This window comes from Amycolatopsis sp. La24 (genome assembly GCF_029087445.1).
GTDB lineage: Bacteria > Actinomycetota > Actinomycetes > Mycobacteriales > Pseudonocardiaceae > Amycolatopsis > Amycolatopsis nivea.
This window is the reverse complement of record NZ_JARACH010000013.1, coordinates 36,295-62,288: the sequence shown is the minus strand read 5'-3', so window position 1 is coordinate 62,288 and position 25,994 is coordinate 36,295. Positions and strand designations below refer to the sequence as shown.

Sequence of the window (25,994 nt, the reverse complement as noted above, 5' to 3'; positions counted from 1 at the left end):
AGGGTACGGCGGCCGCCTTAGTTTCAGGCGAAAGCGACCCTCCACAAAGGAAAGCGATGAGACGCACCCGAACACTTCTCTCGGCGTTGCCGCTCGCGGCGCTGCTGGTGACCACCGTCACCCAGCTCGCGCCCAGCGCCGCGGCGGCCGAAACCACCGCCTGCGCCACCGTCCCGGTCACCGCGCCCAGCGGCGCGAAGATCGAATCCGTGCAGGCCGAAGCCAAGCCCGGCTACTGCGAAATCACCGTCACGCTCACCCATCCCGGGGCCAATGACCACGTCAAGGTCGGGGTGGCCCTGCCGCAAACCGGCTGGACCGGACGGCTCCAGGCAGTCGGCGGAAGCGCGTACGCCGCCGGGGACTTCGGCGCACCGCTGGCCCAGGCCGCCAAGGACGGCTACGCGGGCGTGACCACCGACGCCGGCGTCCTGTCCGGCCTCGACACCTCGTGGGCGCTGACCGCGCCCGGCAAGGTCGACCAGCCGCTGCTGACGAACTTCGCCACCCGCTCGGTGCACGAGGCCGCGCTGATCGGCAAGGACGTCACGCAGCGGTTCTACCACCGGCCGGTGACCTACTCGTACTGGAACGGCTGCTCGACCGGCGGCCGCCAGGGCTACTCCGAGGCGCAGAACTACCCCGGCGACTTCGACGGCATCCTGGCGAACGCGCCCGCGGTCCACTGGACGCAGTTCGCGGTCGCGACGCTCTGGCCGCAGATCGTGATGAACCAGGAGCACGACTTCCCGAGCGCGTGCGTCTTCACCGCATTCCGGCAGGCCGCGGTCCAGGCGTGCGACGCGAACGACGGCGTCAAGAACGGCATCGTCGACCGGCCGGACGAGTGCAGCTACGACCCGCGCTCGCTGATCGGCACGAAGGTCGTCTGCGACGGCAAGGAAATCACCGTCACGGCCAAGGACGCCGACGTCATGCGCAAGATCTGGGCCGGGCCGACCGACGAACGCGGCCGGAAGCTGTGGGACGGCCTCCCGAAGGGCGCGGACTTCACCTGGCTGGCCGGAACCGGCGACAGCCCGTACGCCACCGGGTTCCCGGTCGCGGTCAAGTGGGTGCAGTCGTTCGTGGAGAAGCAGGCCGACTTCGACGTCTCGAAGCTCAGCTACGCCCAGTTCGCGCAGGTGTTCCGCCAGTCGGTGCGGGAGTACGACGACGTCATCGGCACCGCCGACCCGGACCTGTCGGCCTTCCGCCGGACCGGCGGCAAGCTGCTGACCTTCGTCGGCACGGACGACCAGCTCATCCCGCCCGGCGGCACCCTGCGCTACCGCGCCGAGGTCGAACGGGCGATGGGCGGCTCCCACCGGGTGAACGACTTCTACCGGCTGTTCCTGGCCCCCGGCGTCGAACACTGCGGCGGCGGTACGGGCGCGACGCCGACCAACCCGCTCGGCGCGCTGGTCGACTGGGTCGAGCACGGCAAGGCCCCGGCCACCCTGGCGGCCGCGACCGCGGACGGGAAGCAGACCCGCGACCTGTGCGCGTACCCGCGGGTCTCGCGGTACAAGGGCTACGGCGACCCCGCCGTCGCGTCCAGCTACCGCTGCCGCTGACCTGTGCCGTGCGTGCCGACCCCAGCGGCACGCACGGCACTTCCCCCATGACGTACAGCGATCCCGTCGTCCGACCGACGCGAAGATGATCAACAGCTGCCTAGTTTTCGTGCCATGGCTCATTTTCTTCGCACCGCGATCCTCGGTTCAGCCGCTTTGCTGGCGACCGCGTGCTCCGCTTCCGCCGTTCCCGCGCCTCCGGTGACCTCCGCCCCTCCGCCCGCCGCGGCCTCGGGGTGGCCGCCCGCCCCCGTCGTGCCGCTGCCGTCCCAGCCGCCGCCCGCGCTCACCGTCGACGCGCCGCTGCCGGAACAGCTCGCGAAAGGCCTGGTCGTCCTGCGCTACCGAGCGGAAAACCTGCGCATCGTCCCGGTCTACGGCCCGGCCGCGCTCGACGTCTCGCCGCGCATCGGCCACATCCACGTGACGGTCGACGACGCGCCCTGGCACTGGGCCGACGGCAGCGGCGAACCGCTGATCATCCAGGCGCTGCCGCCCGGCCCGCACAAGGTGTGGATCGGGCTGGCCGACCCGACGCACCACGTCCTGGACAGCAAAACCGTCAGTTTCGTCGTGCCGGTGGGCGGCCACCACTGAGCGGACCGGCAGAATCGGGCGCATGCGACCAGCCGAGCGTTCCCGATGACCGATCTCGCCGACGGCAGGCTCAAGCTGCGCCATCTGCGCTACGTCGTGGCGATCGCCGAACAGGGCTCGCTGGTCGCCGCCGGCGAACGGCTGCACATCACGCAGCCGGTGCTGACCCGCGGGCTGCGCGAACTCGAGTCGATCCTCAAGGTCGAACTGTTCGAGCGCAGCCCGCGCGGGATGACGGCGACGCTGTTCGGCGAGGTCTTCGTCGACCACGCCCGGGCAGTGCTCGCCGAACTCCGCCAAGCCGGGCGGCATCTCGAAGAACTCGTTGACGGCCACGCCGGCACCGTCACGATCGGCACCTTCCTCGCCGGGGCGAGCGTGCTGCTGCCCCGCGCGGTCGCGCGAGTGAAAGCCGTCGCGCCCGACCTGACCGTCATCATCCGGCACGGCGGCCCGGAAGCGCTGTACGAGGCGCTGCTCGCGGGCGACGTCGACCTGGTCGTCGGCACGCTCGAACCGGCGAACAACGACCGGCTGCGCCAGCATCACCTCTACTACGAGCCCGCTCGCGTAGTGGCGCGCCGCCAGCATCCCGCGCACCGGCGGCCGGGGCTCACGCTCGCCGATCTGGTCGGCGAACTCTGGTCGATGCCGCCCGCCGACAACCCGCAGCGACGGCAATTCGAGGAACAGCTCCTGAGCCGCGGCCTCTCCACCCCGGCCAACCGCATCGAATGCGGTTCGTTCCTCGCCGTGCGCGCCATCGCGCTGGAGACCGACACCCTGGTCGTGATGCCGCAGCTCGTCGCCGACACCGAACCGGAGCTGTCCGCGCTGCCGATCGACCTCGGCATCGTGGAATCGGTCGGCGTCACGCTGCCCGCGGGCAGGCAGCTCACGCCGACGATGCTGCTCATGATGCGAAAACTGGACGAGGTCGCGGCCGAGATCCGGGCGACCATCAGCGGCTATACCCAACCGACATAGCCGAGCGCCAACGCGGCATTGGACGGGCATGACCACGGCTCCTAGCGTGTGAGTCATGGAAATGAATTCCTCCTGCTGCACCCCTTCCGGTTCCGGTTCCGCTTCCGCGACGATTTCGCGCCCGGTTCCGACAGTCGGCGGAAGTTTCCGGCTTATCGACGATTCCGGCACCGCGGTCACCGAACGTTCCTATTTCGGAAAATACCTCCTCGTCTTTTTCGGCTTCACGCATTGCCAGACCGTGTGCCCGCCCGCGCTGGCCCGGATCGACCAGGCGCTCGACCAACTCGGCGATCACGCAGATCGAGTGCAGGCCCTTTATGTCACGGTCGATCCGGAACGCGACACCCCGGAGGTCATGCGCGATTTCCTGGCGGCCAATCATCCGCGGATCACCGGGCTGACCGGGCCCGCCGCGGAAATCGAGGCGGCGAAGAAGGCCTACCACGTGCACTCCCGGCGCATCGACGACCCCGACGGCTACCGGACGCCACACAGCGCGTTCACCTACCTCATGGGCCCCGAGGGCGAATACCTCACCCACTTCGTGGATCCGGTGGACAGCAACGACATCGCCGCCGCACTTAAGTCCTGTTTGGCGGATCGGTGACGCCGACCGCCCCGGACATCTCGGGGTATCCGGCACTCGACGACAAGCAAGCGGGCCACGTCCAGCACGTGCGCAATCTGATCGCCCAGCAGGACAACGAATGGGCGAACATGGGCAGCATGCGGTGGGGCCAGGAATGGACCGACGCCTACCGCTACCAGCTGACCCAGATGGCTTACACGCTGGGTTTCGCGCATTTCCACCATCTTCCCGCCGCCCCCGGAGCGTTCCGGCCGGTGTTCGAGGAGATCATCCGGAAAATGCAGCTTCCGGAAGTGTGGGCGTACTGGCGCGAGACCAGCCGGGGAAGCATCCGCAACAACCCTGACCTCACCGAATTGCGCGAAGGCTGGCGCGATCCGGTGGTCAAGGAAAACATCATGTACAGCGGCCGGTTCTTCGCGATTCTCGGTATGCACAGCATGTTGTTCGACAGCGACCAGTACGACCGCGCAGGCGCGCTTTCCTTCCGCTGGGACCCGCTCTTCCAAGGACTCGGCGCCGAGATCTACGAGTACTCGCTCAGCTCGCTCGCCGACAACCTGTACTGGCAGATGGCGGAACAGGGCTGGTACGGCATCGTCTGCGAACCCAACTGCCTTTTCCTCGTCTGCAACCAGTTCCCGATCCTCGGCTTCCGGCTCCTCGACCTGCGCAAAGGCACGTCGGTCGCCGAGGAGGTCACCCGGAACTACCAGGCGGCGTGGGACGAACGGGGCATCCTCAACGAGTACGGCGAGTACTGGCGGCTCTGGCTGGTCGAACAGAACCGGCCGGAGATGCCCCTGGAAGGCGGCGGCAACGCCTGGACGGCGCTGAACCTGAACGCCTGGAGCCGCGACCTGGTGCACCGGCTCTATCCCGACCAGATCCGCGACGAGATCCGGCGCACCCCGGACGGCCTGGTCACCCTCGCCGAACCGACCGCGGCGCTGGAAGCCCGCAAGGCGCGCCTCGCCGGCCGGGAACCGGAGTTCACCCGCGACCTGGATTTCGCCTGGCGCGCCCCGGCTTTCGGCTATGTCGCGGCCTGTATGGCCGAGGTCGGCGATCACGAGAACCTGCGCGGCCTCCTCGGCTACGCCGACGCTTACCTGAACCCGACCTGGGAGAACGGAGGGCTGTTCTACCCGCGCGAGGACCGGTCGTTCGACGAGAACGGCAACATGATCTTCATGGACCGGCTGACCGGCAACGCGATGCTCGGCTACGCCCGGCTGAACGTCGCCGACGGACTGTGGAAGATGTATCACCATCCGTGGACCGCGGAACATTTCCGGGAGCCCGCGGTGACGGCGATCGAGGGCCCCGCCGAATTCGTCCGTGCCTGGTACGACCGGGAAAAGTCGTTGCTGGCACTGACTTTGCGGCCAGTGGCCGGGAAACCGGCCGACGTGACGCTGCGGATCGGCAACGTCGACCGGCCCTGGAAACTGTTCCGCGACGACGTGCTCGCCGCCGATTCGCCCGGCCTCCGCACCCGGTCGGAGGGGACCGACCTCGTCGTCAGTCTCCCGCTCGCCGTTCGAACCAATCTGACACTCTGTTTCCAGAAATGAGAAATCCGTGAAACTGGCCAATGTGGACGGCCGGGCCGTCCTGCTGACCGCCGAGGACAAGGGAATCGACGTCGCCAAGGCGTCGGGCGGCCTCTTCGGCCTCGGCTCGCTGTACCGCAACTGGACCGAATTCCAGGCTTGGGCGGAAAAGGTCACCGCCGAACCCGATGTCGTCTTCGCCCGGACCCAGCTGGGTCCGCCCTCCCCCGAGCCGCGGCAGATCGTCGCGATCGGACTCAACTACGACGCACACGCCGCGGAATCCGGTTTCGCCTCGCCCGACGGCCTTCCTCCGGTCTTCACCAAATTCGTTTCCGCACTGACCGGTCCCGACGCCGAGGTCGTCCTGCCGCCGGGCGGCAACGTCGACTGGGAGGTGGAACTCGTCGCGGTCGTCGGACAAACCGCGCACCGCGTCCCGGAATCCGAAGCGTGGGAGCACCTCGCCGGGGTGACGATCGGACAGGACCTCTCCGAACGGGTCTCGCAACTGGCCGGTCCGGCCCCGCAATTCAGTCTCGGCAAGTCTTTCCCGGACTTCGCCCCGGTCGGGCCGTGGCTGGTCACGCCGGACGAACTGGCGGACCGCGACGACCTGGCGCTCGGCTGCGCGGTCGACGGCGAGACCGTGCAGGACGGCCGGACCCGCGAGCTGATCTTCCCGGTCGCCCGGCTGATTTCCGCGCTGTCGCAGACGATCACCCTGTACCCGGGCGATCTCGTCTTCACCGGAACCCCGTCCGGGGTCGGTGTCGGCCGTACGCCGCAACGGTTCCTGCGGGCCGGGGAGGAACTGGTCAGCTGGATCGAAGGTCTCGGCGAAATGCGGCAGACCTTCGTCGCCGCGCTGGAGGACTGACATGGGGATGCACCGGCTGACCCGCGTCACCATGGGTGTGCCGAACGTCGCGGAAACCATTGCCTACTACGCCGATTTCGGACTCACCCACGTCGGCGACGGTTCCTTCACCACCCTCGAAGGCGGCGAGCAGCTGCGAGTGCGGTACGCGCCGTACCGGCAACTGCTCGAACTCGGCGTGGGAGTCGACGACGCCGACGACCTCGCCCGAACCGCGGCGCGCCTGAACCGGCTCGGCGTAGTCAGCACCGAGAGCTGCACCGCCGTCTGCGCGATCGAGCCGGTCTCCGGATTCACGGTGCGAGTCGAGATTTCGCCGCGGATCACGCAGAACCCCGTCCTGGCCACGCCGTACAACGGCCCCGGCCGCATCGAACGGTCAGGCCGCGCGCCCGGTGTCGTGCGCGAGTACCCGATCCGCCCGAAGAAACTCGGCCACTGCGTCGTGGGCACCACCGATCTCGATGCCACCATGCGCTTTTTCACCGAGGCACTCGGCTTCAAGGTCAGCGATTACATCGGGCACAAAGGCGCCTTCATGCGCTGCTCGGTGGATCACCACAACGTGCTGGCGCTCGCGGCCCCGGTGAACTTCCTGCACCACACGTCGTGGCAGGTCGACGACATCGACGACGTCGGCCGCGGCGCGGCGGCGATGCTGAACGGCCACCCCGACCGGCACGTGTGGGGCCTCGGCCGCCATCACGCGGGGTCCAATTTCTTCTGGTATCTCAAAGACCCGGCGGGGAACTTCAGCGAGTACTACGCCGACATGGACTGCATCCCCGAGGACGAGATCTGGACGCCGGAGGTTTTCGAAGGCGCACAGGGCTTGTTCAGCTGGGGCCCGCCCCCGCCGCCGTCGTTCCTCGAACCGGACGACCTCGGCGCGCTCATGACCGGTCAGCATTCCACCAAATAACCCCGAAAAGGAGAACAATCATGTCCACCGCACTGTACGTCCCGCAGATCCCGGACAACCTGAACATCCGCTTCGTCGAAAACCGCATCGTGGTCAACCGCCCGGCACAGGAGGTCTACGACTGGGTGACCACCTGGTCGAACCTGCCGAAGTGGCTGCCGATGGCCACCGGAACCGAAGTACGCCGCGGCACCGCGGACGTCCCCGCGGAACTCGGCGACGTGCTGCTCGAAACCATCGTCCCGGACCTGAACGAAAAGCCGAAGCTGTACACGGTCGTCGCGCGAGTGCCGGGCAAACTGTGGACAGTGGTCGGCCGCGACGTGCTCGACGACGGAACCCTGGCGCCGGCGATGCACGCGATCGCCACCTTCACCACCTTCGACCTCGGCGACGGCACGACGTTGTTCTGCCGCCTGTTCGAGCGCCTGGTCCCGCCCACCGAACCGGCAGGCCCGCACCCGGTCGAGGACTCGGCCCGCATCCAGCCCGGGCTGGAACTGCTGAAGGCGCACATCGAGGGCACTGCCGCATAAGCGCTGCCGAGGTACGTGAGGTTCCCTTCACGTACACCGCATTCGATTCCTCCGGTGCGGTCCGATGGCAGCACCGTGCCGACGGCCACCCGTACCCGCCGGTGGTCAGCCTCGACGGGACGGTGTGGATCGCCCACCGAGACTCGGACGATTACGTCCTGGCCGAACTCGACTTCGTCGGCGCGGTCCTCCGCTCGGTCGCGCTCGAGCACGAATAGCTCGGCGCGTTCGTCCTGCTGGCGGACGGCGTCTGCGTGTCTTGGCTTCCGATGGCTGGGCAGTCTGGCCGACCGCCATCCCGCTCGGTTCTCTGACACCAGAGGACACCGACCTCGCCGCGGCACGCTGGCAGCCACTGTTGATCGCTACCGACCGCATCGCGGCCGGTTTCTCGGACGACGCAGCGGACTCGGCCCCTTGGACGACGGACCCTGGCCGTGCGACGGCGGCGATCTCAACGGCAACCCGGTGAAGTATCAGTAGCCCTTACCGCACCACGGCATAGTCGCCACCGGCCCGGGCTGCCGCAGCATCGGCGTGCGTCGACGCGCTGGTCAGGAACCGCCCTCGGACGACGCGGATCCACGAACCGTCGAGCGGGAAGACGAGCGCGCCGTCGGTTCCGCGCAGCATCGAGCCCTTCCGCAGGTTGTCGAGAAACTCGATGATGTCGTGTTCGATCTCCTCGGCGAACTCGCGCTGGCGCTCCTGCGTGATGTCGTACAGATCGGTGTCGATGTCGTACGTGACAAGCTTGCCGGTCGCCGGGACCCGTGCCTCGAACTCCAGCCCGAGCCAGCGCCGCGGGTCGACGATCACCGTGGTCTGCCACGTTAACCCGCTGAGTTGCCATCTCACTGAGGTGTCGTCGGCGGTCACCTTCCAGGTGGTGGTCGCCCGCAGTTCGCGGAGGAAAGCTAGAAGTTTCTGGCCGGCCACGCAGGCCAGTCTATGCCGCAGGCGACCCAGAACTCCGAATGGCGACTCGCGCACGGCGTTGTGCGCCGCCCGGCCTCAAGGACGGGTCTCTGCCATACCACCAGGCTAGCGTTCGCATCTCAGGCCGCCGGGTCTGCGGGCAGCGGCAACGGACCGCTCCGGAACAGCGCCGCAGCCAGCAGCGCGCTGCAAAGGAAAACCGCCGCCGCGGTCCAGAACACCAGGTGGTATCCGGCGAAGGTCGCCGCGGCGAGGATTCCTGGATGTGCGGCCAGGTAGCCGGCGATCGCGGACGTCGTGAGCGAGCTGAACACCGCGGTTCCGACGGAGCCGCCGATCTGCTGGGCCGTCGTCACCAGCGCGGACGCCACCCCGGCGTCGTGCGGCCGGACTCCGCTGGTCGCGGCGTTCTGCACCGGGCCGAAGATGAAGCCGAAGCCGATCCCGGTGACGAGCAGGGCGGGCAGGATGTTCCCGGCGTAGCTCGAGTCCGCGCCGATTCCGGTCAAGATGACCATGCCGACGGCGGCGAGGAGACAGCCCAGCGGCACGATCGGCCGAGGTCCCCAGCGCGGCAGGAGCACCGCCCCGGAGAACACCGCTCCCGCCATGACCAGGCCGATCATCGGAAGGAACGCGACGCCGGTCTGCAGCGGACTGAACCCCAGCGTGTTCGCGAGATAGAAGGTGAGGAACAGGAAGATCGCGAACATTCCGGTCCCGGTGATGCCCAAGGTCAGGTACGCGGCGCCGCGGACCCGGTCGAGGATCACCCGCAGCGGCAGCAGCGGGTGGGCGGTGCGGCGTTCGACGACGACGAACGCGGCGATGAGCGCGACACCCGCGAGCACCGGTCCGAGCGTCCGGATGTCGTGCCAGCCGTTGCGTTCCGCGGTGCCGAGACCGAAGACGATCCCGATCAGGCCAAGCACCACCGCGGCCGTGCCCGCGACGTCGAGCCGGACCCGCTGCGGCCGGTCGCCGTCGCGGAGGAGAACTAGTCCGCCGGCGAACGCGAGAGCCGCGATGATCAGGTTGACGTAGAGGCACCACCGCCACGACAGGCCCTGCGTGAGGACACCGCCGAGCAGCAAACCCACTGCTCCGCCCGCACCGGAGATCGCGCCGAAGATGCCGAACGCGCGGCCGCGTTCCTTGGCGTCGTCTGCGAAAGTGATGGACAGCAAGGACAATGCGGCCGGGGCGAGCATCGCGGCGAACGCGCCTTGGCCGATTCGCGCGGCCAGCAGGGTCGTGAAGTTCCCGGCGGCGCCACCGACCGCGGAAGCGACGGCGAACCCGCCGACGCCGACGAGGAATAGCCGTTTCCGGCCGAAGTAATCGGAGAGCCGGCCGCCGAGGAGCAGGAGGCTGCCGAACGCGAGCGCGTAGCCGGTGAGCACCCATTGCCGGTAATCGGCGGGGAATCCGAGGTCGTGCTGCGCGCTCGGCAGGGCGATGTTGACGATCGTGGAGTCGAGGATGTCCATCAGCTGGGCGAGGCTCAGCACGACGAGCGTCAGCCAGCGGTACTGGTGGCGCACGGCGTTTCCGGGCGCGCTTCGGGGAGCCGACTGGGCGATCCCGGTCGGCGAGAGGTCAGAGTTCATGAAGTTCTCTCGATTGAGTTGGCCCGTCAGCCGGGCAGGAGGACGAGTTTTCCGCGTACCCGGCCCGATTCGCCGACGCGGTGCGCTTCCGCGACGTCGGCCATCGGGAACGTCTGCCCGACGGGCAGGGTGAATTTTCCGGCTTCCACCAGGTCGCCGAGTTGAGATAGCACGTACAGCGCGTGCCCGCCGTCGCCGCGGCTGAAGCGCACGCCGTGCTGCTGGGCACCGGCGAAGTCGGCGACCGTGATGACGTGCTCCGGACCGCCCGCGAGCTGGATCAACTCCAGCAGGACACCGCTTCCGGCGACGTCCAGCGCCAGGTCGACGCCGTCGGGTGCGAGCGCACGGACCCGGTCTGACATACCAGGTCCATAGGCGATGGGCTCGGCACCGAGCGAGCGCAGAAAGTCATGCGTGACAAGGCTTCCCGTGCCGATCACCCGCGCGCCCCGAGCCACGGCGAGCTGAACCGCAGCAGCGCCGACGCTGCCGGAAGCACCGTTGACGAGCACCGTGGCGCCGCTCTCGACGCCGAGTTGATCGAGCGCACGCGCGGCCGTCTCCGCCGCGGCGGGCAAGGCAGCCGCCTCGGCGAAACTGAGCGACGGCGGGATGGGCGCGTAGCAGGACAGCACGGTCGATTCCGCTTGTGCGCCACCGGAAGCGGAGAATCCGAACACGCGGTCGCCGAGCGCGACCTCCGTGACGCCCTCGCCGAGTTCGTCCACGACGCCCGCCGCCTCGTGTCCCATCGTCTGCGGGAGTTCCTGATCCATCAGGCCCTGGCGTTTCTTCCAGTCGCTCGCGTTGATCCCCGCGGCACGCACCGAGATCCGGACTTCGCCGGGGCCCGGATGCGGATCCGGGACGTCGGCGAGTTCGAGGACTTCCGGGCCGCCGAAGGTGCTGAACCGGACCGATTTCATGAGGCAATCCCTTCCCGGCTCGAGGCCGAAGATCGAAGAGGCAGGCACGGGAAGCCGTGACCGGCCCACCGGTGTGCGGACAGTTGCTCCGGACAAGGCCGCACGTCGGGTCCGCGCCGTTCTCATCGCCGCCCAGAGCGCGGCGAGTTCGGCATTCGGTTGCGGCCCCAGCGATTTCCCGACCTGCGGACCGGTCAGGTTGCCGAGGCCCGATCGCGGACGAGGACGCCTGGGCCGGAATCCGTCCGAAATTCCCCGGCGTCAAGTACGTACTCCCAGGTACGAGGCGGCTGAGGTGCCAGGGCACCCACGGGCACCGCGGCGAAGGGAATGCCGCGGAAGCCCGAGGGGGTCCCGCGCACCTGGCCGTGCGAGGTCTTCGCCACCGGCCGCTCTGTCCATACTTCCACGAACACCGTTCTATCAACGAACAGTGTTCTTGTCAACGCGCGGAGAACCCCGCCAGGACGGTTCCCCGACCCGGTCAGCTCCCGTTGGACCATGCAGACAGGTCCGTGAAGGACTCCTTGAGGGAATCTGATTCCCTCGAGGAGTCCTTCACGGACGGCAAACCCGGCCCGCGACCAATCGCCTAGCGACGCGCCAAACCGTCGATCATCACTTCCAGCGTGAAGTCGAACCGGTCATGACCCTCACCCGCCGTCAACTCGACGGCATGGCTTGCGGTGTAAGGAAAATCCTCCGCGGGCAGCGAAGCGAGCCGCCGCTGCATCTCGTCCCGTCCGACGACCCACACGGCGTCCTTCTCCGCCACCCGCCGGCGCACGATCGAGGTCTCGAGGCAGTAGGCGGCCACGTAGAGCAGCAGGGAATCCACACCCCACGCCGCAGCCTGCGCCGGGACGCCCCCGTTCAACAGGATCGCCAGCATCCCCTCGTTGAGCCGCGCGGTGTCGAGGTCGGTGGGTGCCACCGCGAACGCGGCACCGGAGATCCCGGGGTAGGCCAGGTAGAGGTCGCGCAGCTGGACGCACACGTCGCGGATCTGCTCACGCCAGTTCGCGGCGTCCGGCTCCGGCAGGACAATTCTCGTGCACAGCCGCGCGATGAGCAGCTCGTCGAGGTCGGTCTTGTTGACGACGTGCGCGTAAAGCGAGGCGGGACCGGTGTTCAGCGCGTCGGCCACCCGGCGCATGGACAACGCCTCGTACCCCTCGGTGGCGATGATCTCCAACGCGGCGTCGACGACCTGCTCGACAGTGATCGGCACCGTGCGCCGCCGGGGTTTCGTGCTGGCTCCGGGTTTCGGTGGCTGGTGCCGTGCTGCGCGCCGCTCTTTGGGGTCCACCGGTGCACTTTATCCCGGAGTGTTCGTTCGCCGAACACTGTTCGCCTGACTTGCTCGCCATATGCAGATCATCGGTATATGCTCCCGTCATGAGTGACACAGCCCTGCGCGAGCCGACCTTCTTGGTGCTCACCGCGCTAGCTGCCCAGCCGCAGCACGGGTACGGCGTGCTGCGCGATGTCGAAACGATCTCCGACGGCCAGGTCAAGCTGCGAGCAGGCACCTTGTACGCCGCGCTGGACCGGCTTCACGCGGAAGGCTGGGTGGAAGTGGATCGCGAGGAAGTCGTGGACAGCAGGCTGCGCCGCTACTACCGCCTGACCGAACCGGGCGCCGCGCGGCTGGCCGCGGAAGTTCAGCGACGGCAACGTCACACGACTGCTGCCGAACAACGGCTTCAGCTCCGCAGCGCAGGAGGACTGGCGTGAGCGACCTGGAGCGACGCTACCGACGGCTGCTGGCTTTGTACCCGCGCGCGCACCGAGCCGCGCACGGCGAAGAAATGCTGGGAGTACTGCTCGACGGTGCCGAAAACCGAAGCACGCCAGGGGTTGCCGAAACGTTCGACCTCGTCTGGGGTGCCGTCCAAGTCCACTGGCGACACGCTTTGCGCGGGCACTCCCGGCGAGACACGTTGGCGATAGTCAGCCTGCTGGCACCGGTGCTGTTGCTGACCGGAGCCGCCTCCACCGTCCGCGAGATCCGGAGCGTGGCCCGGCTGGACGGGTGGCCGCTGCGGATGTGGCTGGGAGCGCTCGCCGACGTCCCGGTGTGGTCGGCTTGGCTGGCCGCCGTCGCGCTCGGCGTGTGGGGGATGCGTCGCGCCTCGGTGATCCTCGCGTGGGCGGCTAATGCCGCCTTGATCACTGTCACAATCCTCGACCCCGCCCGGCATTGGTCGGTGGACGTGACTCCCGGCTGGGTGCTGCTCAGCGTTTTCGCGGCCCTCGCGATGACTGCGTCCCCGGGGCCGCGCCATGGCTTGGCTTTACTAGGCCGCTTGCGACTGTCCATCCTCGTCGGCACGGTCGTTGTGCTGCTTGCGCTTACGACAACCGCTCGCGGAATGCATCTGCCACTCGCCCAATTGGTGCAACTAGTGGTGCTCGTGATCGGTGTCTTCGCCGCTTGCCGCCTCCGCACCCGAAGTGGGCGTCGTGCCGCTTTGGTCCTTCTTGCGCCGCTTGTCGTGGTACCGGTCGTGGCGCGGTTGCTCGGATACCTGGACGTTTACGCGGTTCTGCCGCTCGTCCTTTACGCCACACCGGTAGTCGTCACCTTCGGATTCGGCGTCCTGCTTCATCGTTTCGACCGGAATTCCCGCCCGAACCGGAACTGAACCAGCGCTCACCTGGCCCGGCGAGTACGGCGGATCCACCACCCAGCGCCGCCAACACCAGCGCCGCCCAGCCAGAGAACAAGATGATGGCGCAGGAGCACGGCGGCGAACTGGCCTGCCACGCCAGTAATGATGCCGACCGCGACCAGAGCCGTCACCAGCACCATCGCAAGGGCGAGCAATGCGTGCCGCCGGATCGCCGGATCACGTACCCAGCCGTCGACCGTGCTCGCCCAGTTGTGCGTCGGCCGGCCGTCCCTCTCCTCTGCGATACGGCGCTCGGTCGGCATAGTCGGGACTCCTCCGGGGTCGGTGCCTTTGACAGCTACCGAACGAATGGGGAACCGCCGATCTCATTTCAGCCAGACCTGTGCGGCGGATGCGGCCCCCCGGAGTCTCCGACTCCCGGGGGCCGCACCTGTCATGCCGACGACATCAACACGATATGTCGACGGCGATCCGCCGGAATACCGAGGCGAGGCCCCCCGCCCTCGTCACAGCAACCGTCAACAGTGCCAATGCTGCTGATACCCGCAGCAGCAGCACTACTGATTCCGAACGGGCTATCATTTTTTCCTTTCCTGGCGAGGAACCGCCGTACACCCGGCATAGGCAGTTCCGTTTCTCGGACACGAGGAGCCTTGCGCTGTCCGCTACGCGGACCCGATCAGCGAGTTAGGAAGCGTCGAGAGCAGCGACATACATCGCCGCGTCCCGGTCTCCGGACTCGGCAGCACGGTGCCACCACACGGCCGCGTCCTCGGGTAGTTCCAACAGTTCCAGCAACTCCGCGACTCGGCGGGCCGCATCGCCTCGTCCTCTGCCGGCCTCCCGCAAGGAGCAGGCCAGTTCGGCGTAAGGCCATCTGCCTTGATCAAGCGAGCAAGCGCCGGCGGGATCGCCCGGGAAGGCCGTCCCGCCGGCGCCGCGCACCTGCGCGGCATTCGAATCCGCTGAATCCAGTGCGGCGCGAATGCTGCGCAGGTGCGCGTTCTTTGCCAGCTGATCTTGCCGAGCCGGGGCGTCAACGTGGTCGTAGCCGAAGCCTACGCCCACAGCATCACCCCTTCTCTTCCTTCATGCCAGGCCGGATGCCAGCATCCGCAACTGCTTCCTGGCGCTCGACAGGTAATTGCTGACCGTGCCCGGAGCCAGCTTCAGCAATTCGGCGACTTCCGCCGCCTTGAAGCCGCCGACCTCGCTCAGGAAGAAAATCTCCCGGTGCCGGTCGGGGAGGCGCCGGAGAAACTCCAGCACCACAGCACGATCGATAGTCCGCTGGTCCGGATCCAGCATCGCGGCCTCCGGCCGCGCCGCCCGGGCGATCAGCTTGCGCTCCCGAACCTGGCGCCGCCGATGGTCGAGAAACAGATTCCTGACCACCGTCACCGCGAACCCGATGCTCCACGTCACTTCCGCGGTCCCGGTCAGGACGATCGACCACATCTTGACGAACGCGTCCTGAACCAGGTCCTGCGCGAGTGCCGTGTCCCCTTCCGTGAACCTCTTCGCAGCAGCCAGTGCTGCGTCATAGGCCTCGTCAATGAACGCATCGAACGCTTCGCGGACCCTCGTCCGGTCGCTCTTGCCGCCGCACAGGGCGGACGGACGGCACGACCAGACCCCCGGAGACCCGTGGCACGGGAATTCTCCAGGCTCACCACCGGCACAACTCATCACCGGCGAACTCCTCACTCGCGGAACTGGCCCACCCGCCCGGGTGACGGGCGGGGAGGCAATGAGCTCCTCGACTCCCTAACGTCTGGGGACCCGGCGATCTTCACCTCCGAGCCCCGCGTCCGATCGGGTGACCTCGCGAGTCACCAAGCGCAAGCCCTTCTCGCGAATGGTCCGGAGTGAGAGCACTGTCGTGAGCGCACGCGCGGGGCGATGCCAGGCACCGGATTCCGCGATTCCGCCCTCCCCGCCCCGGCCGTTGTGATTGACTGACCGGCACGAAGCGATCGCGGGTCCGAAGGGGTACCGAGGCCATGACGCAGTGGGTCAGCATGCCGGTCGGCGGCGGCGACGCCATTCTTTTCGAAACCGATGCCGCTGACGGCGTGAGCCGGGCCGCCAGGGGGAACCAGCCGGTCGGCCGGGGTCCGTCGATCGAGCAGGCTTCCGAGTCGGTCCAGGAGGCGCTCCAGCGGATCCGGCCCGCGGCCGAGGCCGTGCTCGCCGAGTTCCGGGCGATGGAGCAGCGGCCGTCCAAGATCAGCCTGCAGTTCGGCATCAAGGTCACCGGCGAGGCGAACCTGGCGATCGCCAAAACCGCGGGCGAAGCGAATTTCACGGTCAGCATGGAGTGGACCGCGCCGTCGTCATGAGCGCTGATCCGCTCGTCGCGGCCGTCGTCCGGATCAGCGGGGCGGCCGGGGTCGCCGGGGCCGGGTTCCTGGTGGCTCCCGGCCGGGTCGCCACGTGTGCGCACGTGGTGGCCGCGGCGCTCGGCGAACTCGGGGACGCCAAGCGCCCGGACGGGCTCGTGCAGGTCGAGTTTCCCCTGCTGGCAACGGGTTCCCCGATTCCCGCGCGCGTGGTCGACTGGCAGCCGGACAGCGGCGACGGGGCGGGCGACGTCGCGGTGCTCCAACTGGAAGAGCCCGCCCCCTCCGGCGCGCTGCCCGCTCCTTCGCGGATCACCGACGACGTCCGCGGGCATTCGTTCCGCACGTTCGGGTTCCCGTCCGACCAGGACGCCGGGATCTGGATCGAGGGCAGGCTGCTCGGCGCGCAGGGCACCGGCCGGATCCAGATCGAGACCGACGCGCGGCAGTGGCGCATCGAGCCCGGGTTCAGCGGCGCGCCGGTGTGGGACGACGACGCGAACGGCGTCGTCGGCATGGTCGTCACCCGGGCCAACCGCCACGACACCACCGCGCACCTCATCCCCACCACCGCGCTCGGCGACGCCTGGACCGTCGCGGCGGAAAACCCTTACCGGGGACTGAAACCTCTCGAAGAGCGAGACGCCGCGCTGTTCCACGGCCGCGACGCCGAACTGGCCGAGCTGACCGAACAAGCCGCCCGGCAAGACCTCGTCGTCGTGGCCGGTCCGTCCGGTTCGGGCAAGTCGTCGCTGGTCCGCGCCGGTCTGCTGCCCCGCCTCCGCGCCGCGGGCGCGCGGGTGCTCGACATCCGCCCGAACACCGGGACCGAACCGGTCGCCATGTTCGCCGCCGCGATCGGGCAGCCGGTCGAAGACCCGGTGGCAGCGGCGAACGCGCTCGTCCCCGACGGAGCCGCGGTGCTTTTCGTGGACCAGTTCGAGGAGATCGTCGTCGCGGACCGCGAGGGCGCGCGCCGGTTGCTCGAACTGCTCACCCGGATGATCGCGTCGCAACGACGGGCACCGGGCGAACCGGCCCCGCTGCGGGTCGTGCTCACCTTGCGCGCCCGGTCGCTCGACTCGCTCATCACCCGCGAAACCGCGGACCGGCTCAACAAGGCTGTCCGCTTCCTGCAGCCGATGTCCCGCGACGAGCTGTCCGAGGCGATCACCGGACCGGCCGCCGAGGTCGGCGGTCTCGCCTTCGAATCCGGCCTGGTGCCGCGCATCCTCGACGACGCGATGGACCAGCCCGGCACGCTGCCGCTGGTTTCCCTGGTGCTGGAACGGCTTTGGCAGCAACGGCACGGCGGCTGGCTCACCCACGCGGCTTACGAAAAGCTCGGCCGGGTGCCCGGCGCACTGGGCCAGGCCGCCGACGAAGCGCTCGAAGCCCTGCGTCCGTCCGAAAAGGACGCTGCGCGCAGGCTGCTCGTCCAGCTCGCGAGACCGGACGGCGACGCGGGATTCGCGCGGCGTTCGGTCCGGCTCGGCGAACTCGGGCCGGACCTGCGGGACATCGCGCACGAACTCGCCGCCCGCCGCCTCGTAGTGCTCGACGACGACCAGCGCGCGGACCTCGTCCACCAGGCGTTGATCGACTACTGGCCCCAATTGCGGGACTGGCTCGCCGAAGACCGGGATTTCCTGGTCTGGCAAGCGGACCTGCGGCAGGACATCGACCAGTGGGAGCAGTCCGACCGGGACCACGGCGGCCTGCTGCGCGGCGCGGCGCTCGCCACTGCCCGGCAATGGCTCGCCCAGCGCGGGTCGGATATCGCCGCGCCGCACAAGGAATACATCGAGCGCAGCTACGCCGCCGAACGACGCGGCATCCGGCGCTGGCGCATCGTCACCGCCGTCGCACTCACCTTGGCACTGGCCGCGAGCGTGCTCACCGTCGTGGTACTGCGCAATCAGGCGACCATCAACGACAATCTGCACACCGCCAACGCCATCCTGCTGGCTCAGGAATCCTTGCGCGACGCGAACGGGCAGGACACGTCGGCATTGCAGATGGCACAGGCGGCGTGGCGGGAAAATCCGCACAGCAGCGAGGCTTATGGCGCGCTGCTGCAGCAGGAGCTCTATTGGCGGGGGATCGACCGGATCCTTCCGCCGCAGCACATCGCGGCGACGGACCGGATCGTGTCCACTGCGGACGGTCAGCGCATGATCATCAAATCCGCCGATCCCACAACGCCGGTCACGCTCTGGCAAGGGCTGCCCGGACCCGCGCCCCAGTCGCGCGCACTCGCCGTCAACCCCACCTCCTCCCTGGAACTGAGCCCGGACGGCAGGCTGCTCGCCGAGTCCGGGAACGAGCCCGGGGTCAAGATCTGGGACCTGGACGGCTCCGCCCCGCCGGTCGTCCTCCGGGCTGGCGACGCGACAGCGTTCGAATCCGTGGCGTTCAGCGCGAACGGCCGGTACCTCGTGGGAGTGCCCAACGAGACTGCCCGGCCCCGCCTCCTCCAGGTCTGGGATCTCCACACCCGCCACGCGACCTCGACCTCGCTGCCAGCCAGCCTGGCGACGGGCATGGTGAACACGGTGTACCCGACCGACGACGGACGCCAGGTCGTCCTGTTCGAGCAGCCTAGCGACCCCCACGCCAAGAACCAGGCAGTGGTGCGCGACGCCGCGACCGGCGCGCTGATCCGCTCGCTCGGCCAGGGCGTTCTCGTCGGCCACGGCCGGAAGCTCGCCGCCTGCGACGGCGAAACAGTCACCTTCCTGGACGTTTCCGGCACCCGGTCGGGACAGCTGGCGAACGGCGTCGACTGCTCCGGAATGGACATCGACGTCACCGGGCAGTTCCTTCTGCTGAACAAACCCGGAGCAGGACCGCTCGGGGCCGTGCACTGGGCGGACGGAAAGCGGTACTTGTTCGCCGATCCCTCGGTGACGGTCAATTGGGCAACCGCGCACACCTCGCCGGCCCCGGTCCTCCTCCCCGCCGCGGACGGCCGGTTGACCGCGCTGACCGTCCGGAACGGGACGATGCAGCTCAGCGCCGTGCCCACGACGGACGCCAAACCCGCCAACGCCACCTCGTGGAACCCGTCCGCCCGGTCGCCGGACGGCCGGCAGTGGGCAGCCCGCACCGACGCCGGAGAACTCGCCCTCCTGGACGCGCATCAGCAGGTGCTGAAGCAGGTCTCAGTGCCCGCGCCGACCGCGCTTTCCTTTGACCCGAGCGGAAAACACGTCCTGGCCGTCAGCGAGGACGGCACACTGCGGACCTACCGGGCGGACGACCTCGTCCTCGAACACGAAGCGCCGCTTCCTGGCGACCCGGACCCGAACGACGACGGCACGATCATCGCCGTCCCAGGACAGAGCGTGGTCGTCCTGCATGCGAAAACTGTCACGTTCTGGGATCCGGCCACCGGGCAGCAGACCGCGCCGCCGCTGCCGCTGACCACGCAAGCCGATGTCGCCAAGGCGAAGGCGAGACCAGGACATCCCGGGCAGATCTTCGTCTACGGCGGGAAAACGGCCGCGGTGTGGGATCTCCCGAGCCGGAAAGCGATCGAGACGTTCCGCTCGGACTTCTTCCCGGGCGCCCCGGCCATCGACCCCACCGGCTCGTTCGCGGCCATGGTCAACGGGGTGGTCAGCGGCGTGGTCCTGCTCGACCTCAACGCGAACCGGATGCTGCCGACGATGCCCGCGTCGATGAACACCCTGTACGGCATCGACGGCGACTACCTGTTCGGCGAAGCCACCCTGGACTTCCAGGTGTGGCACTGGCCCGACCACAAGCTGGTCACCGACATCCAACTCGGCGACGGATCGCTCAACCGGGCCGTCGAGAACGGAAACCTGGTGCTCGACACCAGACCGGGCCCGCGGCCGTCGGTCCCGCTCGACGGCGCCGCCTGGATGCGGCACCTCTGCGGCATCAACGACCGGGACTTCACCCCGGCCGAGAAGACCCTTCTGCCCGCAGGTGCGGAGCAAAGCCGGCCGTGCGCCTAAGACTGCCCTTCCAGCCACTCAATCCCGGCCGTCGAGGCACCGCGAAACCGCTCAGAACACCGCGACCGGATTGACCGGCACCCCCGTCAGCCCGAGGATCCGGGGCGGAGCCGCGACGAACAGGAAGCTGTACCGCCCCAGCTCCGCGCACACCGCGGCCAGGTCGTCGGCGTCCACCGCGTCGATCAACGGCATCCCCAGCCGAGGGAGGGCGACCCCGTGCATCGCGGGAGGCGAGCACACCGGCGGGTAGGCGTCCGAGAGATCCCCGGCGTACAGAGACACCCCGCGGTCGTGCATCCACGGCGCCGCGTCGAGGCTCATGCCGGGCATGGGGTTGCCGCGGTACCGGGTCCGCACCCAGCCGAACCGCGCGACGAGGGCGTCACCCGGTTCGACGTGGACGTTGAACCGTTCCTCCGCGGCCTCGAGGTCCTGCGCGGTGAGCGCGCGGTCGGCGGGAACCGGACCGTCGGCGCCGAAATCGAGCAGGATTCCCCTGGTCACGATGCCTTCGGCGAACGCGGTGGTGGAGCCGTGCACGACGCCGCCCATCGTGACGCTCTCGTTCGCCGGGCGGCCCGGATACACCTGGCCGGCCTGCGGGATGTGCGCCAGCGCGTCCAGATGCGTGGACAGCGTGTGGTGGTTCGTCACGGTCAGGGCGTCCGCGTACGCGATCGCGGGGCTTCCGGTGTACAGCATCATCTGCTGGACCGGGGATTCCTCGGCGGTCCGCGGCGGGAAGGGACCGCTCAGCACCGGGGCCGGCTTGATCGGCACCGCCAAGGACACCGAACGTCCGGTGCGCACCTCGCGCGCGGCTCGTTCGCGGACCTCGTCGGTGATCAGGTTCAGCGTGCCGAGTTCGTCGTCGGAGCCCCAGCGGCCCCAGTTGCTCGGCAGGTCGTTCCGCTCGCTCATGGTCGTGATCGTACGGAGAAACTACTGCTGCTCGACCGCGTACGAGGCGTAGGAACGGCCCCACGCCGCCATTGCGTTCAGCACCTCCTGCGCGTTCTCGCCCAGGTCCGTCAGGCTGTATTCCACCTTCGGCGGCACCTGCGGGTACACGACGCGGCGCAGCAGACCGTCGGCTTCCAGTTCGCGGAGTTGGCGCGTCAGGACGCGGTCGGTGAGATCTGACAGCAGGCGCGAGAGTTCCCCGAAGCGCAGCACGCCGTGTTCGGCCAGTGCGTGCAGGATGCTCGGCTTCCACGCGCCGCCCAGCACCATCGTCGTGATCTCGGCGGCGCAGCTCGTTCGCCACGCTCGTACGGCCTTTTCCGTTTGCGGGCGCATCCGGCCTCCTCACTATCCATTCGGTCAGTACTGGACGGCAAAGTCCGTACTTGTCGATCGCGGGGGTGTCCGGACAGGATCGTCGCATGGCGTTGACCCGGGTGGAGCCGCGGCGCGGGCTCGTGCTGATTCCGTTGCTGGCTGGGGTTCTCGGCGGAAGTCTCGCCCTCGGCATGGTCAACACGGCACTGCCGCGGATCGCGGACGAACTGCGGGTGTCGGCGTCGGCGCGGGCGTGGATCGTCGACGTGTACCCGCTCGCGCTGGCAGTCGCGATGGTCGGGGCGGCTCGGGCGGGCGACCGCTACGGGCGGAAGCGCGTGCTGCTGCTCGGGGTGAGCGCGTTGGCGGCGCTGAACGCCGTGGCCGCAGCCACCACCAGTTCGGTCTTGCTCATTGTGTGCCGCGGATTGCTCGGGGTGGCCAGCGCGTTGATTCTGGCCGGGGTAGTTGGCACGATCGGGTCGCTCTTTTCCGGGCGGGATCTCGCGTTCGCCAACGGGATGTGGGTCACCGTGCTGGGAACGGGCAACGCGCTGGGACCGGTCGTCGGCGGATTGCTCACGGAAGGGCCGGGCTGGCGCTGGGTTTTCCTCGCGCTGGTGCCGCTCGCGGTGCTCACGCTCGCGTTGGCGGTCTGGTTGCTGCCCGAATCGGTCGGGCAGTCGGCTGCCGGGTGGGAGATTCCGAGCCTGCTGTGGTCGGTGGCGGCGATCGGCGGGATTGTGTACGGGCTGCAGGACATCACCGTCGCACCACTGCGCGGGATGGTGTTCATTGCGGCTGGTGTAGTTGCCGGGATGGTGTTCGTGCGCAGGCAACTTCGGCTTCGGCAACCGTTGTTGCAGGTCCGGTTGTTCCTGCGGCCGGGTTTCGCGTCGGCGTTCGCGCGGATCGTCGTTTCCGCCGCGACCGCCGCCGCCTGCCTCTACCTCGTCAGCCTCGAACTCCAGCACACGCAAGGGCAAACGCCGATCGAGGCAGGTTTCGCACTCGCTCCGCAAGCCGTGGCTACCGCGGTCGGCGGCTTGGTCGCACCATTCAGTGTGAACTGGCTGCGCAGCCGGACATCCACGTCCATTGCGCTAGTGATCCAAGCTGTCGGGCTCGCCGCGATCCCGTTGAGTCACACGGTGTTTCCGGTCGCACTGGTCGGGTTCGGCTATGGCGCGATCGGCACCTTGGCGACCACCGCCCTGTTCGAGGCCGCGACCGCCGAGCACGCGGGCGCGGCCGGGGCGACGCAGGAGATGGGTTTCGCCATCGGCGCGGGCGGCGGGGTCGCGGTGTTCAGCACCATCGCCAATCTCGGCGGCGGAACGGGATTCGCCGCCGCGTTGATCGCGGCGGGAGCAGTCACGCTCCTCACCGCGATCCGCTGACCACCGTTTCCTCCACTGTGGACCCGAGCTCCACCCACCTCGTCGCCCCGATGGTGCGCAGGAACGGGAGATCGTGGCTGACCACGATCAGCGCGCCCGCGTACGACTTCAGCGCCTGCGACAACTGCCGAACGCTCGCCAGGTCCAGATTGTTCGTGGGCTCGTCCAGCAACAGCAGTTGCGGCGCAGGTTCCGCCAGCAGCAACGTCGCCAGCGTGGCCCGGAAACGCTCCCCTCCGGATAGGCTCCCGGCCGGTTGATCCGCCCGGCTGCCGCGCACCAGGAACCGTGCGAGCTGAGCGCGGATCTCGTTGTTCGACGCGGAAGGCGCCGCCCGGGCCACGTTCTGCGCGGCTGACAGCGTGTCGTCGAGCAGATCGAGGCGTTGCGGCAACCAGCGCACCGGCACCGGCAGCTTGACAGTCCCCGACCGCGGCTCGATCGCCCCGGTGATCGTCTGCAGCAACGTGGTCTTGCCGGAACCGTTCGGCCCGACCAGCGCGATCCGCTCCGGCCCGCGCACGGCGAGGTTCACCGCGAGCCCGTTCCGAAGCTCCACATCGGACAGAGTGAGCACTTCTTTCCCGGACGGCACCGAGGTTTCCGGCAGATCGATCCGGATCTCGTCGTCGGCGCGGATCGCCTCCTCCGCTTCCTTCACCCGGTCCTTGGCCTCCGCCACCTTGTCGAGGTGCATCGTGCGGTGCTTGCCCGCGGCGATTTCCGCGTCCTCCTGGCGTTTGCGCATCCGCACTTTGGGCTCGCGCTTGTTCTCCCACTGTTTCCGGCCGTACCGGGCCCGCCGGTCCAGCTTCGTCCGCGCCTCGATCAGCTCGCGCTGCTGCCGTTTGAGATCCGACTCCGCAGCCCGCAGCATCCGCGAAGCCGCCTCCTGCTGGACGGCCACCGCCGCATCGTAATCCTCCAGATTGCCGCCGTAGAACGTCACCTCCCCGGACCGCAGATCTCCGATCCGGTCGACGTGGCGCAGCAGCTCGCGATCGTGAGATACCAGCACCAGCACGCCTTTCCACGCCCGGACCGCCTCGCCGACCAGCCGCCGGGCCCGCAGGTCCAGGTTGTTGGTCGGTTCGTCGAGCACGAGCACGTCCGGCTGCCGCAGGAGCTGCGCGGCAAGCCCGAGCAGGGTCAGCTCGCCGCCGGAGAGCTCCCCCGCCCGCGCGTCGAGGGCGACGTGCGAGAGGCCGAGCTGATCGAGCGTCGCGCGGGTGCGCTCCTCGACGTCCCACTGGTCGCCGACGGTCGCGAAATGGCGTTCGGCGGCGTCCCCGCGTTCGATCGCGGCCAGCGCGGATCGGACCTTCGCCACGCCGAGCACGTCGTCGACGCGGCGTTCGGCGGCGAGGATCAGGTTTTGCGGCAGGTAGCCGAGGTCGCCGGACACGCTGATCGAGCCTGCGGTCGGCCGCAGTTCGCCGGCGACCAGCCGCAGGAGGGTGGATTTCCCGGACCCGTTCAGGCCGATCAATCCGGTGCGGCCCTCAGCGATGGCGACGGAGAAGCCGTCGAAGACGACCTCGCCGTCCGGCCAGGCGAAACTGAGCTCCGAGCACACGATGGAAAAAGACATAGGCGTAACTCCCCGTTCGCAAGCGGACGCAAGAACGTGGAGACACCGCGGCGCGGGCAGGGGAGGCGATTTCAGGGTGCCGTCATCCGAGGCCAGACGCGCGACGGGCGGAAGAGCCCGGGATCGCGGTGTCTTTACACCTCAGAAGATCAATGCACCTCTCCGATGAACGGCGACAACTGGCGACAGCTTACCCAGCGGGCCGGGCCCCGCGCCAGCGAATTAACGCGGCTCACGCTCCGCGGTGTGTGAAGGGAACCCTGCGGGAATCAGCTTCCCTCCGGATTCCCCTCACGTACCCGCGTGGCGTCAGTGGCCGTGCTTCCCCGGCGCCGCGCTGCCGGTGTACTCGGCGAGCCCGGAGATGAGCTCCGCGATGTCCGGCACGTTCGCGAACCGGCTCCGGTGGACCTCGGCGATCTTCGCGCCGGTCTCCGGGTCCGGGTCGTCGGTGATGTCGGACGACATGAACTCCTCGACCAGCGGCAGCCCCACCCGGTCCAGTTCGAGGTGCGCGGGGTGGTTCATGTACTCCGCGTACCCCGCGATGTCCTCGATCACCAGGACGGCGCCCAGTTCGTACTTCCCGCCGAAATCCGGGCCGACGACGCGTGCCTTCACCGCCGGGATCCGGTCGAACAGCTCGCGCATCGTCGCGGCGAGTTCGGTCTTTTCCGCCGCGGTGACTTCGGGCTTGAGGGTGAAGCGAATGCTGTGGTAGATCATCGGAATTTCCTTTCAGAGGGCCGCGAACGCGGCGGAGTAGTCGAGCGCGAAGTCGGTGAGGTCACGGGCGGGGCGTCCGGTGAGGTCGGCGACGGCGGGGTCCACCTCGGCGGCCTCGCCGCGCGCGTAGTGGGCGTAGTCCTCGACCAGACCGCCGATCTGCCACGACGGGAGCAAACCGTTGAGCGCGGCGGCGAACTGGTCGGCGGATGCGTCGTGGAAGGCGATGTCCCGTCCGCTGACGGCGGAGAGCGCGTCGGCGATCTCGGCATGGGTCACCGCGCGCGGACCGGTGAGGGTGTAGGTGCGGCCGGAGTGTCCGTCAGTGGTCAATACAGCAGCGGCGGCGGCTGAGATGTCACGGGTGTCGATGGCGCTGACCGCCGCGTCGCCGATGGGCGCGGCGATGAAGCCCTGCGCGATGGTGGCGGAGAAGTTGAGCAACGCCTGCAGGTAGAGGTTGGGACGGAGCACGGTGTAGTCGAGCCCGAGCTTCGCGACGTGTGCCTCCACCTCGGCGTGCCAGCGCAGGAAACGCACCGGCGAATCGGCGCGGGCGGCGTACTGGGAGAGCAGCACGAGCCGGTTGACACCGGCGTCGCGAGCCAGGTTCGCGAACTGAATCTGCAGTTCAGCCGCGTCGGGGGCGGAGGGGCTGTTGAGGAAGACCGCGTCGACCCCCTTCAGCGCCACCGCGAGCGAGGCCGGGTCGCGCAGGTCGGCGACGACGGTCTCGACGCCGTCGACGGGACGTCCCCTGGTCATGGCGCGGACTGCGCTGCCGCGGGCTTGCAAAGCGGGAATCAGCGCGGACCCGACGGTCCCGGTCGCGCCGGTGACGAGCACGGTGTCCATTGTGGAACTTCCTTTCCTCCGGTGGCCTGTTCCCACCTTCGCTCGGACG

General features: G+C 68.7%; 25 protein-coding genes. 13 read left to right on the top strand and 12 right to left on the bottom strand.

The annotated features are described in order from the left end of the window. Window positions 1-56: 56 nt before the first annotated feature. The 8 genes from PUT80_RS15475 (at window position 57) to PUT80_RS15440 (ending at window position 7,647) form a co-directional block, all read left to right on the top strand. On the top strand, window positions 57-1,577 hold the full coding sequence (locus PUT80_RS15475; RefSeq protein ID WP_275292394.1) for a tannase/feruloyl esterase family alpha/beta hydrolase: 1,521 nt from the start codon (window positions 57-59) through the stop codon (window positions 1,575-1,577). A gap of 114 nt (window positions 1,578-1,691) precedes the next feature. Then, window positions 1,692-2,174, top strand: a complete 483-nt coding sequence (locus PUT80_RS15470; protein ID WP_275292392.1) for a DUF6130 family protein — start codon at window positions 1,692-1,694, stop codon at window positions 2,172-2,174. 45 nt (window positions 2,175-2,219) lie between these two features. Then, on the top strand, window positions 2,220-3,161 hold the full coding sequence (locus PUT80_RS15465; protein WP_275292390.1) for a LysR substrate-binding domain-containing protein: 942 nt from the start codon (window positions 2,220-2,222) through the stop codon (window positions 3,159-3,161). Between the two features lie 55 nt (window positions 3,162-3,216). Continuing rightward, entirely contained in the window at window positions 3,217-3,771 is a 555-nt protein-coding gene (locus PUT80_RS15460) for an SCO family protein (RefSeq protein WP_275292388.1), read from the top strand. After that, window positions 3,768-5,330 (top strand): hypothetical protein, encoded by a 1,563-nt coding sequence (locus PUT80_RS15455; protein ID WP_275292386.1) that lies wholly within the window; start codon window positions 3,768-3,770, stop codon window positions 5,328-5,330. Before PUT80_RS15460 ends, PUT80_RS15455 begins: the two co-directional genes overlap by 4 nt. A gap of 7 nt (window positions 5,331-5,337) precedes the next feature. Next, window positions 5,338-6,189, top strand: coding sequence for a fumarylacetoacetate hydrolase family protein (locus PUT80_RS15450; RefSeq protein ID WP_275292384.1), 852 nt, complete (start codon window positions 5,338-5,340; stop codon window positions 6,187-6,189). A gap of 1 nt (window position 6,190) precedes the next feature. Continuing rightward, window positions 6,191-7,111 carry a VOC family protein gene (locus tag PUT80_RS15445; protein ID WP_275292382.1) on the top strand — a complete coding sequence of 307 codons (921 nt, stop codon included), beginning with the start codon at window positions 6,191-6,193 and terminating at the stop codon, window positions 7,109-7,111. 20 nt (window positions 7,112-7,131) lie between these two features. Then, entirely contained in the window at window positions 7,132-7,647 is a 516-nt protein-coding gene (locus tag PUT80_RS15440; RefSeq protein ID WP_037817976.1) for an SRPBCC family protein, read from the top strand. 486 nt (window positions 7,648-8,133) lie between these two features. On the opposite strand, the gene PUT80_RS15435 is transcribed toward PUT80_RS15440, so the two are convergent. The 4 genes from PUT80_RS15435 to PUT80_RS15415 form a co-directional block, all read right to left on the bottom strand. Then, a complete protein-coding gene (locus PUT80_RS15435) occupies window positions 8,134-8,586 on the bottom strand; it encodes a hypothetical protein (protein WP_275292379.1) in 453 nt (150 codons plus the stop codon). Between the two features lie 119 nt (window positions 8,587-8,705). Then, window positions 8,706-10,196: an MFS transporter gene (locus PUT80_RS15430; RefSeq protein WP_275292378.1), complete on the bottom strand. Its 1,491-nt coding sequence runs from the start codon at window positions 10,194-10,196 to the stop codon at window positions 8,706-8,708. A gap of 26 nt (window positions 10,197-10,222) precedes the next feature. After that, window positions 10,223-11,125 (bottom strand): NADP-dependent oxidoreductase, encoded by a 903-nt coding sequence (locus tag PUT80_RS15425; protein WP_275292377.1) that lies wholly within the window; start codon window positions 11,123-11,125, stop codon window positions 10,223-10,225. A gap of 592 nt (window positions 11,126-11,717) precedes the next feature. Continuing rightward, window positions 11,718-12,434: a TetR/AcrR family transcriptional regulator gene (locus PUT80_RS15415; protein WP_238604756.1), complete on the bottom strand. Its 717-nt coding sequence runs from the start codon at window positions 12,432-12,434 to the stop codon at window positions 11,718-11,720. Window positions 12,435-12,523: 89 nt separating this feature from the next. Here PUT80_RS15415 and PUT80_RS15410 point away from each other — a divergent pair, with 89 nt between their 5' ends. Together PUT80_RS15410 and PUT80_RS15405 are read left to right on the top strand one after the other, a co-directional pair. Continuing rightward, window positions 12,524-12,862, top strand: coding sequence for a helix-turn-helix transcriptional regulator (locus PUT80_RS15410; RefSeq protein WP_275292372.1), 339 nt, complete (start codon window positions 12,524-12,526; stop codon window positions 12,860-12,862). Further along, on the top strand, window positions 12,859-13,773 hold the full coding sequence (locus tag PUT80_RS15405; RefSeq protein ID WP_275292370.1) for a hypothetical protein: 915 nt from the start codon (window positions 12,859-12,861) through the stop codon (window positions 13,771-13,773). The genes PUT80_RS15410 and PUT80_RS15405 overlap by 4 nt, the downstream gene beginning before the upstream one ends. A gap of 8 nt (window positions 13,774-13,781) precedes the next feature. Here the strand turns inward: PUT80_RS15405 and PUT80_RS15400 are convergent, their stop codons facing one another. The 3 genes from PUT80_RS15400 to PUT80_RS15390 all read right to left on the bottom strand — a co-directional run bounded on the left by PUT80_RS15400 (window position 13,782) and on the right by PUT80_RS15390 (window position 15,468). After that, window positions 13,782-14,063: a hypothetical protein gene (locus PUT80_RS15400; RefSeq protein WP_275292368.1), complete on the bottom strand. Its 282-nt coding sequence runs from the start codon at window positions 14,061-14,063 to the stop codon at window positions 13,782-13,784. Between the two features lie 385 nt (window positions 14,064-14,448). After that, window positions 14,449-14,829 carry a hypothetical protein gene (locus PUT80_RS15395; RefSeq protein WP_134664726.1) on the bottom strand — a complete coding sequence of 127 codons (381 nt, stop codon included), beginning with the start codon at window positions 14,827-14,829 and terminating at the stop codon, window positions 14,449-14,451. A 21-nt stretch (window positions 14,830-14,850) separates the two neighbouring features. After that, on the bottom strand, window positions 14,851-15,468 hold the full coding sequence (locus tag PUT80_RS15390; protein WP_275292366.1) for a sigma-70 family RNA polymerase sigma factor: 618 nt from the start codon (window positions 15,466-15,468) through the stop codon (window positions 14,851-14,853). Window positions 15,469-15,764: 296 nt separating this feature from the next. Between PUT80_RS15390 and PUT80_RS15385 the strand changes: the two genes are divergently transcribed. After that, on the top strand, window positions 15,765-16,103 hold the full coding sequence (locus tag PUT80_RS15385) for a CU044_2847 family protein (RefSeq protein ID WP_275292364.1): 339 nt from the start codon (window positions 15,765-15,767) through the stop codon (window positions 16,101-16,103). After that, on the top strand, window positions 16,100-20,089 hold the full coding sequence (locus tag PUT80_RS15380; RefSeq protein WP_275292362.1) for a trypsin-like peptidase domain-containing protein: 3,990 nt from the start codon (window positions 16,100-16,102) through the stop codon (window positions 20,087-20,089). Before PUT80_RS15385 ends, PUT80_RS15380 begins: the two co-directional genes overlap by 4 nt. A gap of 51 nt (window positions 20,090-20,140) precedes the next feature. Here the strand turns inward: PUT80_RS15380 and PUT80_RS15375 are convergent, their stop codons facing one another. Together PUT80_RS15375 and PUT80_RS15370 are read right to left on the bottom strand one after the other, a co-directional pair. Further along, window positions 20,141-21,013 carry a cyclase family protein gene (locus tag PUT80_RS15375; RefSeq protein ID WP_275292360.1) on the bottom strand — a complete coding sequence of 291 codons (873 nt, stop codon included), beginning with the start codon at window positions 21,011-21,013 and terminating at the stop codon, window positions 20,141-20,143. A gap of 21 nt (window positions 21,014-21,034) precedes the next feature. Continuing rightward, the gene (locus tag PUT80_RS15370) at window positions 21,035-21,391 is read right to left on the bottom strand and encodes a helix-turn-helix domain-containing protein (protein ID WP_037817963.1); all 357 of its coding nucleotides are present in this window, start codon (window positions 21,389-21,391) and stop codon (window positions 21,035-21,037) included. Between the two features lie 86 nt (window positions 21,392-21,477). On the opposite strand from PUT80_RS15370, the gene PUT80_RS15365 reads away from it, so the two are divergent. Continuing rightward, window positions 21,478-22,773, top strand: a complete 1,296-nt coding sequence (locus tag PUT80_RS15365) for an MFS transporter (protein ID WP_275292359.1) — start codon at window positions 21,478-21,480, stop codon at window positions 22,771-22,773. Here PUT80_RS15365 and PUT80_RS15360 read toward each other — a convergent pair. The 3 genes from PUT80_RS15360 to PUT80_RS15350 all read right to left on the bottom strand — a co-directional run bounded on the left by PUT80_RS15360 (window position 22,757) and on the right by PUT80_RS15350 (window position 25,945). Then, window positions 22,757-24,364: an ABC-F family ATP-binding cassette domain-containing protein gene (locus PUT80_RS15360; RefSeq protein WP_275292358.1), complete on the bottom strand. Its 1,608-nt coding sequence runs from the start codon at window positions 24,362-24,364 to the stop codon at window positions 22,757-22,759. The two genes, PUT80_RS15365 and PUT80_RS15360, sit on opposite strands and share 17 nt — an antisense overlap. A gap of 309 nt (window positions 24,365-24,673) precedes the next feature. Then, the gene (locus tag PUT80_RS15355) at window positions 24,674-25,090 is read right to left on the bottom strand and encodes a Dabb family protein (RefSeq protein ID WP_275292357.1); all 417 of its coding nucleotides are present in this window, start codon (window positions 25,088-25,090) and stop codon (window positions 24,674-24,676) included. Window positions 25,091-25,102: 12 nt separating this feature from the next. After that, window positions 25,103-25,945: an SDR family oxidoreductase gene (locus PUT80_RS15350; protein WP_275292356.1), complete on the bottom strand. Its 843-nt coding sequence runs from the start codon at window positions 25,943-25,945 to the stop codon at window positions 25,103-25,105. Between the last annotated feature and the right edge of the window lie 49 nt (window positions 25,946-25,994).

What these genes read in the sequence shown, in the direction of transcription:
- PUT80_RS15475 (WP_275292394.1), top strand. Translation starts at nt 57, where the DNA reads ATGAGACGCACCCGAACACTTCTCTCGGCGTTGCCGCTCGCGGCGCTG.
- PUT80_RS15470 (WP_275292392.1), top strand. Translation starts at nt 1,692, where the DNA reads ATGGCTCATTTTCTTCGCACCGCGATCCTCGGTTCAGCCGCTTTGCTG.
- PUT80_RS15465 (WP_275292390.1), top strand. Translation starts at nt 2,220, where the DNA reads ATGACCGATCTCGCCGACGGCAGGCTCAAGCTGCGCCATCTGCGCTAC.
- PUT80_RS15460 (WP_275292388.1), top strand. Translation starts at nt 3,217, where the DNA reads ATGGAAATGAATTCCTCCTGCTGCACCCCTTCCGGTTCCGGTTCCGCT.
- PUT80_RS15445 (WP_275292382.1), top strand. Translation starts at nt 6,191, where the DNA reads ATGGGGATGCACCGGCTGACCCGCGTCACCATGGGTGTGCCGAACGTC.
- PUT80_RS15440 (WP_037817976.1), top strand. Translation starts at nt 7,132, where the DNA reads ATGTCCACCGCACTGTACGTCCCGCAGATCCCGGACAACCTGAACATC.
- PUT80_RS15430 (WP_275292378.1), bottom strand. Translation starts at nt 10,196, where the DNA reads ATGAACTCTGACCTCTCGCCGACCGGGATCGCCCAGTCGGCTCCCCGA.
- PUT80_RS15425 (WP_275292377.1), bottom strand. Translation starts at nt 11,125, where the DNA reads ATGAAATCGGTCCGGTTCAGCACCTTCGGCGGCCCGGAAGTCCTCGAA.
- PUT80_RS15410 (WP_275292372.1), top strand. Translation starts at nt 12,524, where the DNA reads ATGAGTGACACAGCCCTGCGCGAGCCGACCTTCTTGGTGCTCACCGCG.
- PUT80_RS15400 (WP_275292368.1), bottom strand. Translation starts at nt 14,063, where the DNA reads ATGCCGACCGAGCGCCGTATCGCAGAGGAGAGGGACGGCCGGCCGACG.
- PUT80_RS15385 (WP_275292364.1), top strand. Translation starts at nt 15,765, where the DNA reads ATGACGCAGTGGGTCAGCATGCCGGTCGGCGGCGGCGACGCCATTCTT.
- PUT80_RS15380 (WP_275292362.1), top strand. Translation starts at nt 16,100, where the DNA reads ATGAGCGCTGATCCGCTCGTCGCGGCCGTCGTCCGGATCAGCGGGGCG.
- PUT80_RS15375 (WP_275292360.1), bottom strand. Translation starts at nt 21,013, where the DNA reads ATGAGCGAGCGGAACGACCTGCCGAGCAACTGGGGCCGCTGGGGCTCC.
- PUT80_RS15370 (WP_037817963.1), bottom strand. Translation starts at nt 21,391, where the DNA reads ATGCGCCCGCAAACGGAAAAGGCCGTACGAGCGTGGCGAACGAGCTGC.
- PUT80_RS15365 (WP_275292359.1), top strand. Translation starts at nt 21,478, where the DNA reads ATGGCGTTGACCCGGGTGGAGCCGCGGCGCGGGCTCGTGCTGATTCCG.
- PUT80_RS15360 (WP_275292358.1), bottom strand. Translation starts at nt 24,364, where the DNA reads ATGTCTTTTTCCATCGTGTGCTCGGAGCTCAGTTTCGCCTGGCCGGAC.
- PUT80_RS15355 (WP_275292357.1), bottom strand. Translation starts at nt 25,090, where the DNA reads ATGATCTACCACAGCATTCGCTTCACCCTCAAGCCCGAAGTCACCGCG.
- PUT80_RS15350 (WP_275292356.1), bottom strand. Translation starts at nt 25,945, where the DNA reads ATGGACACCGTGCTCGTCACCGGCGCGACCGGGACCGTCGGGTCCGCG.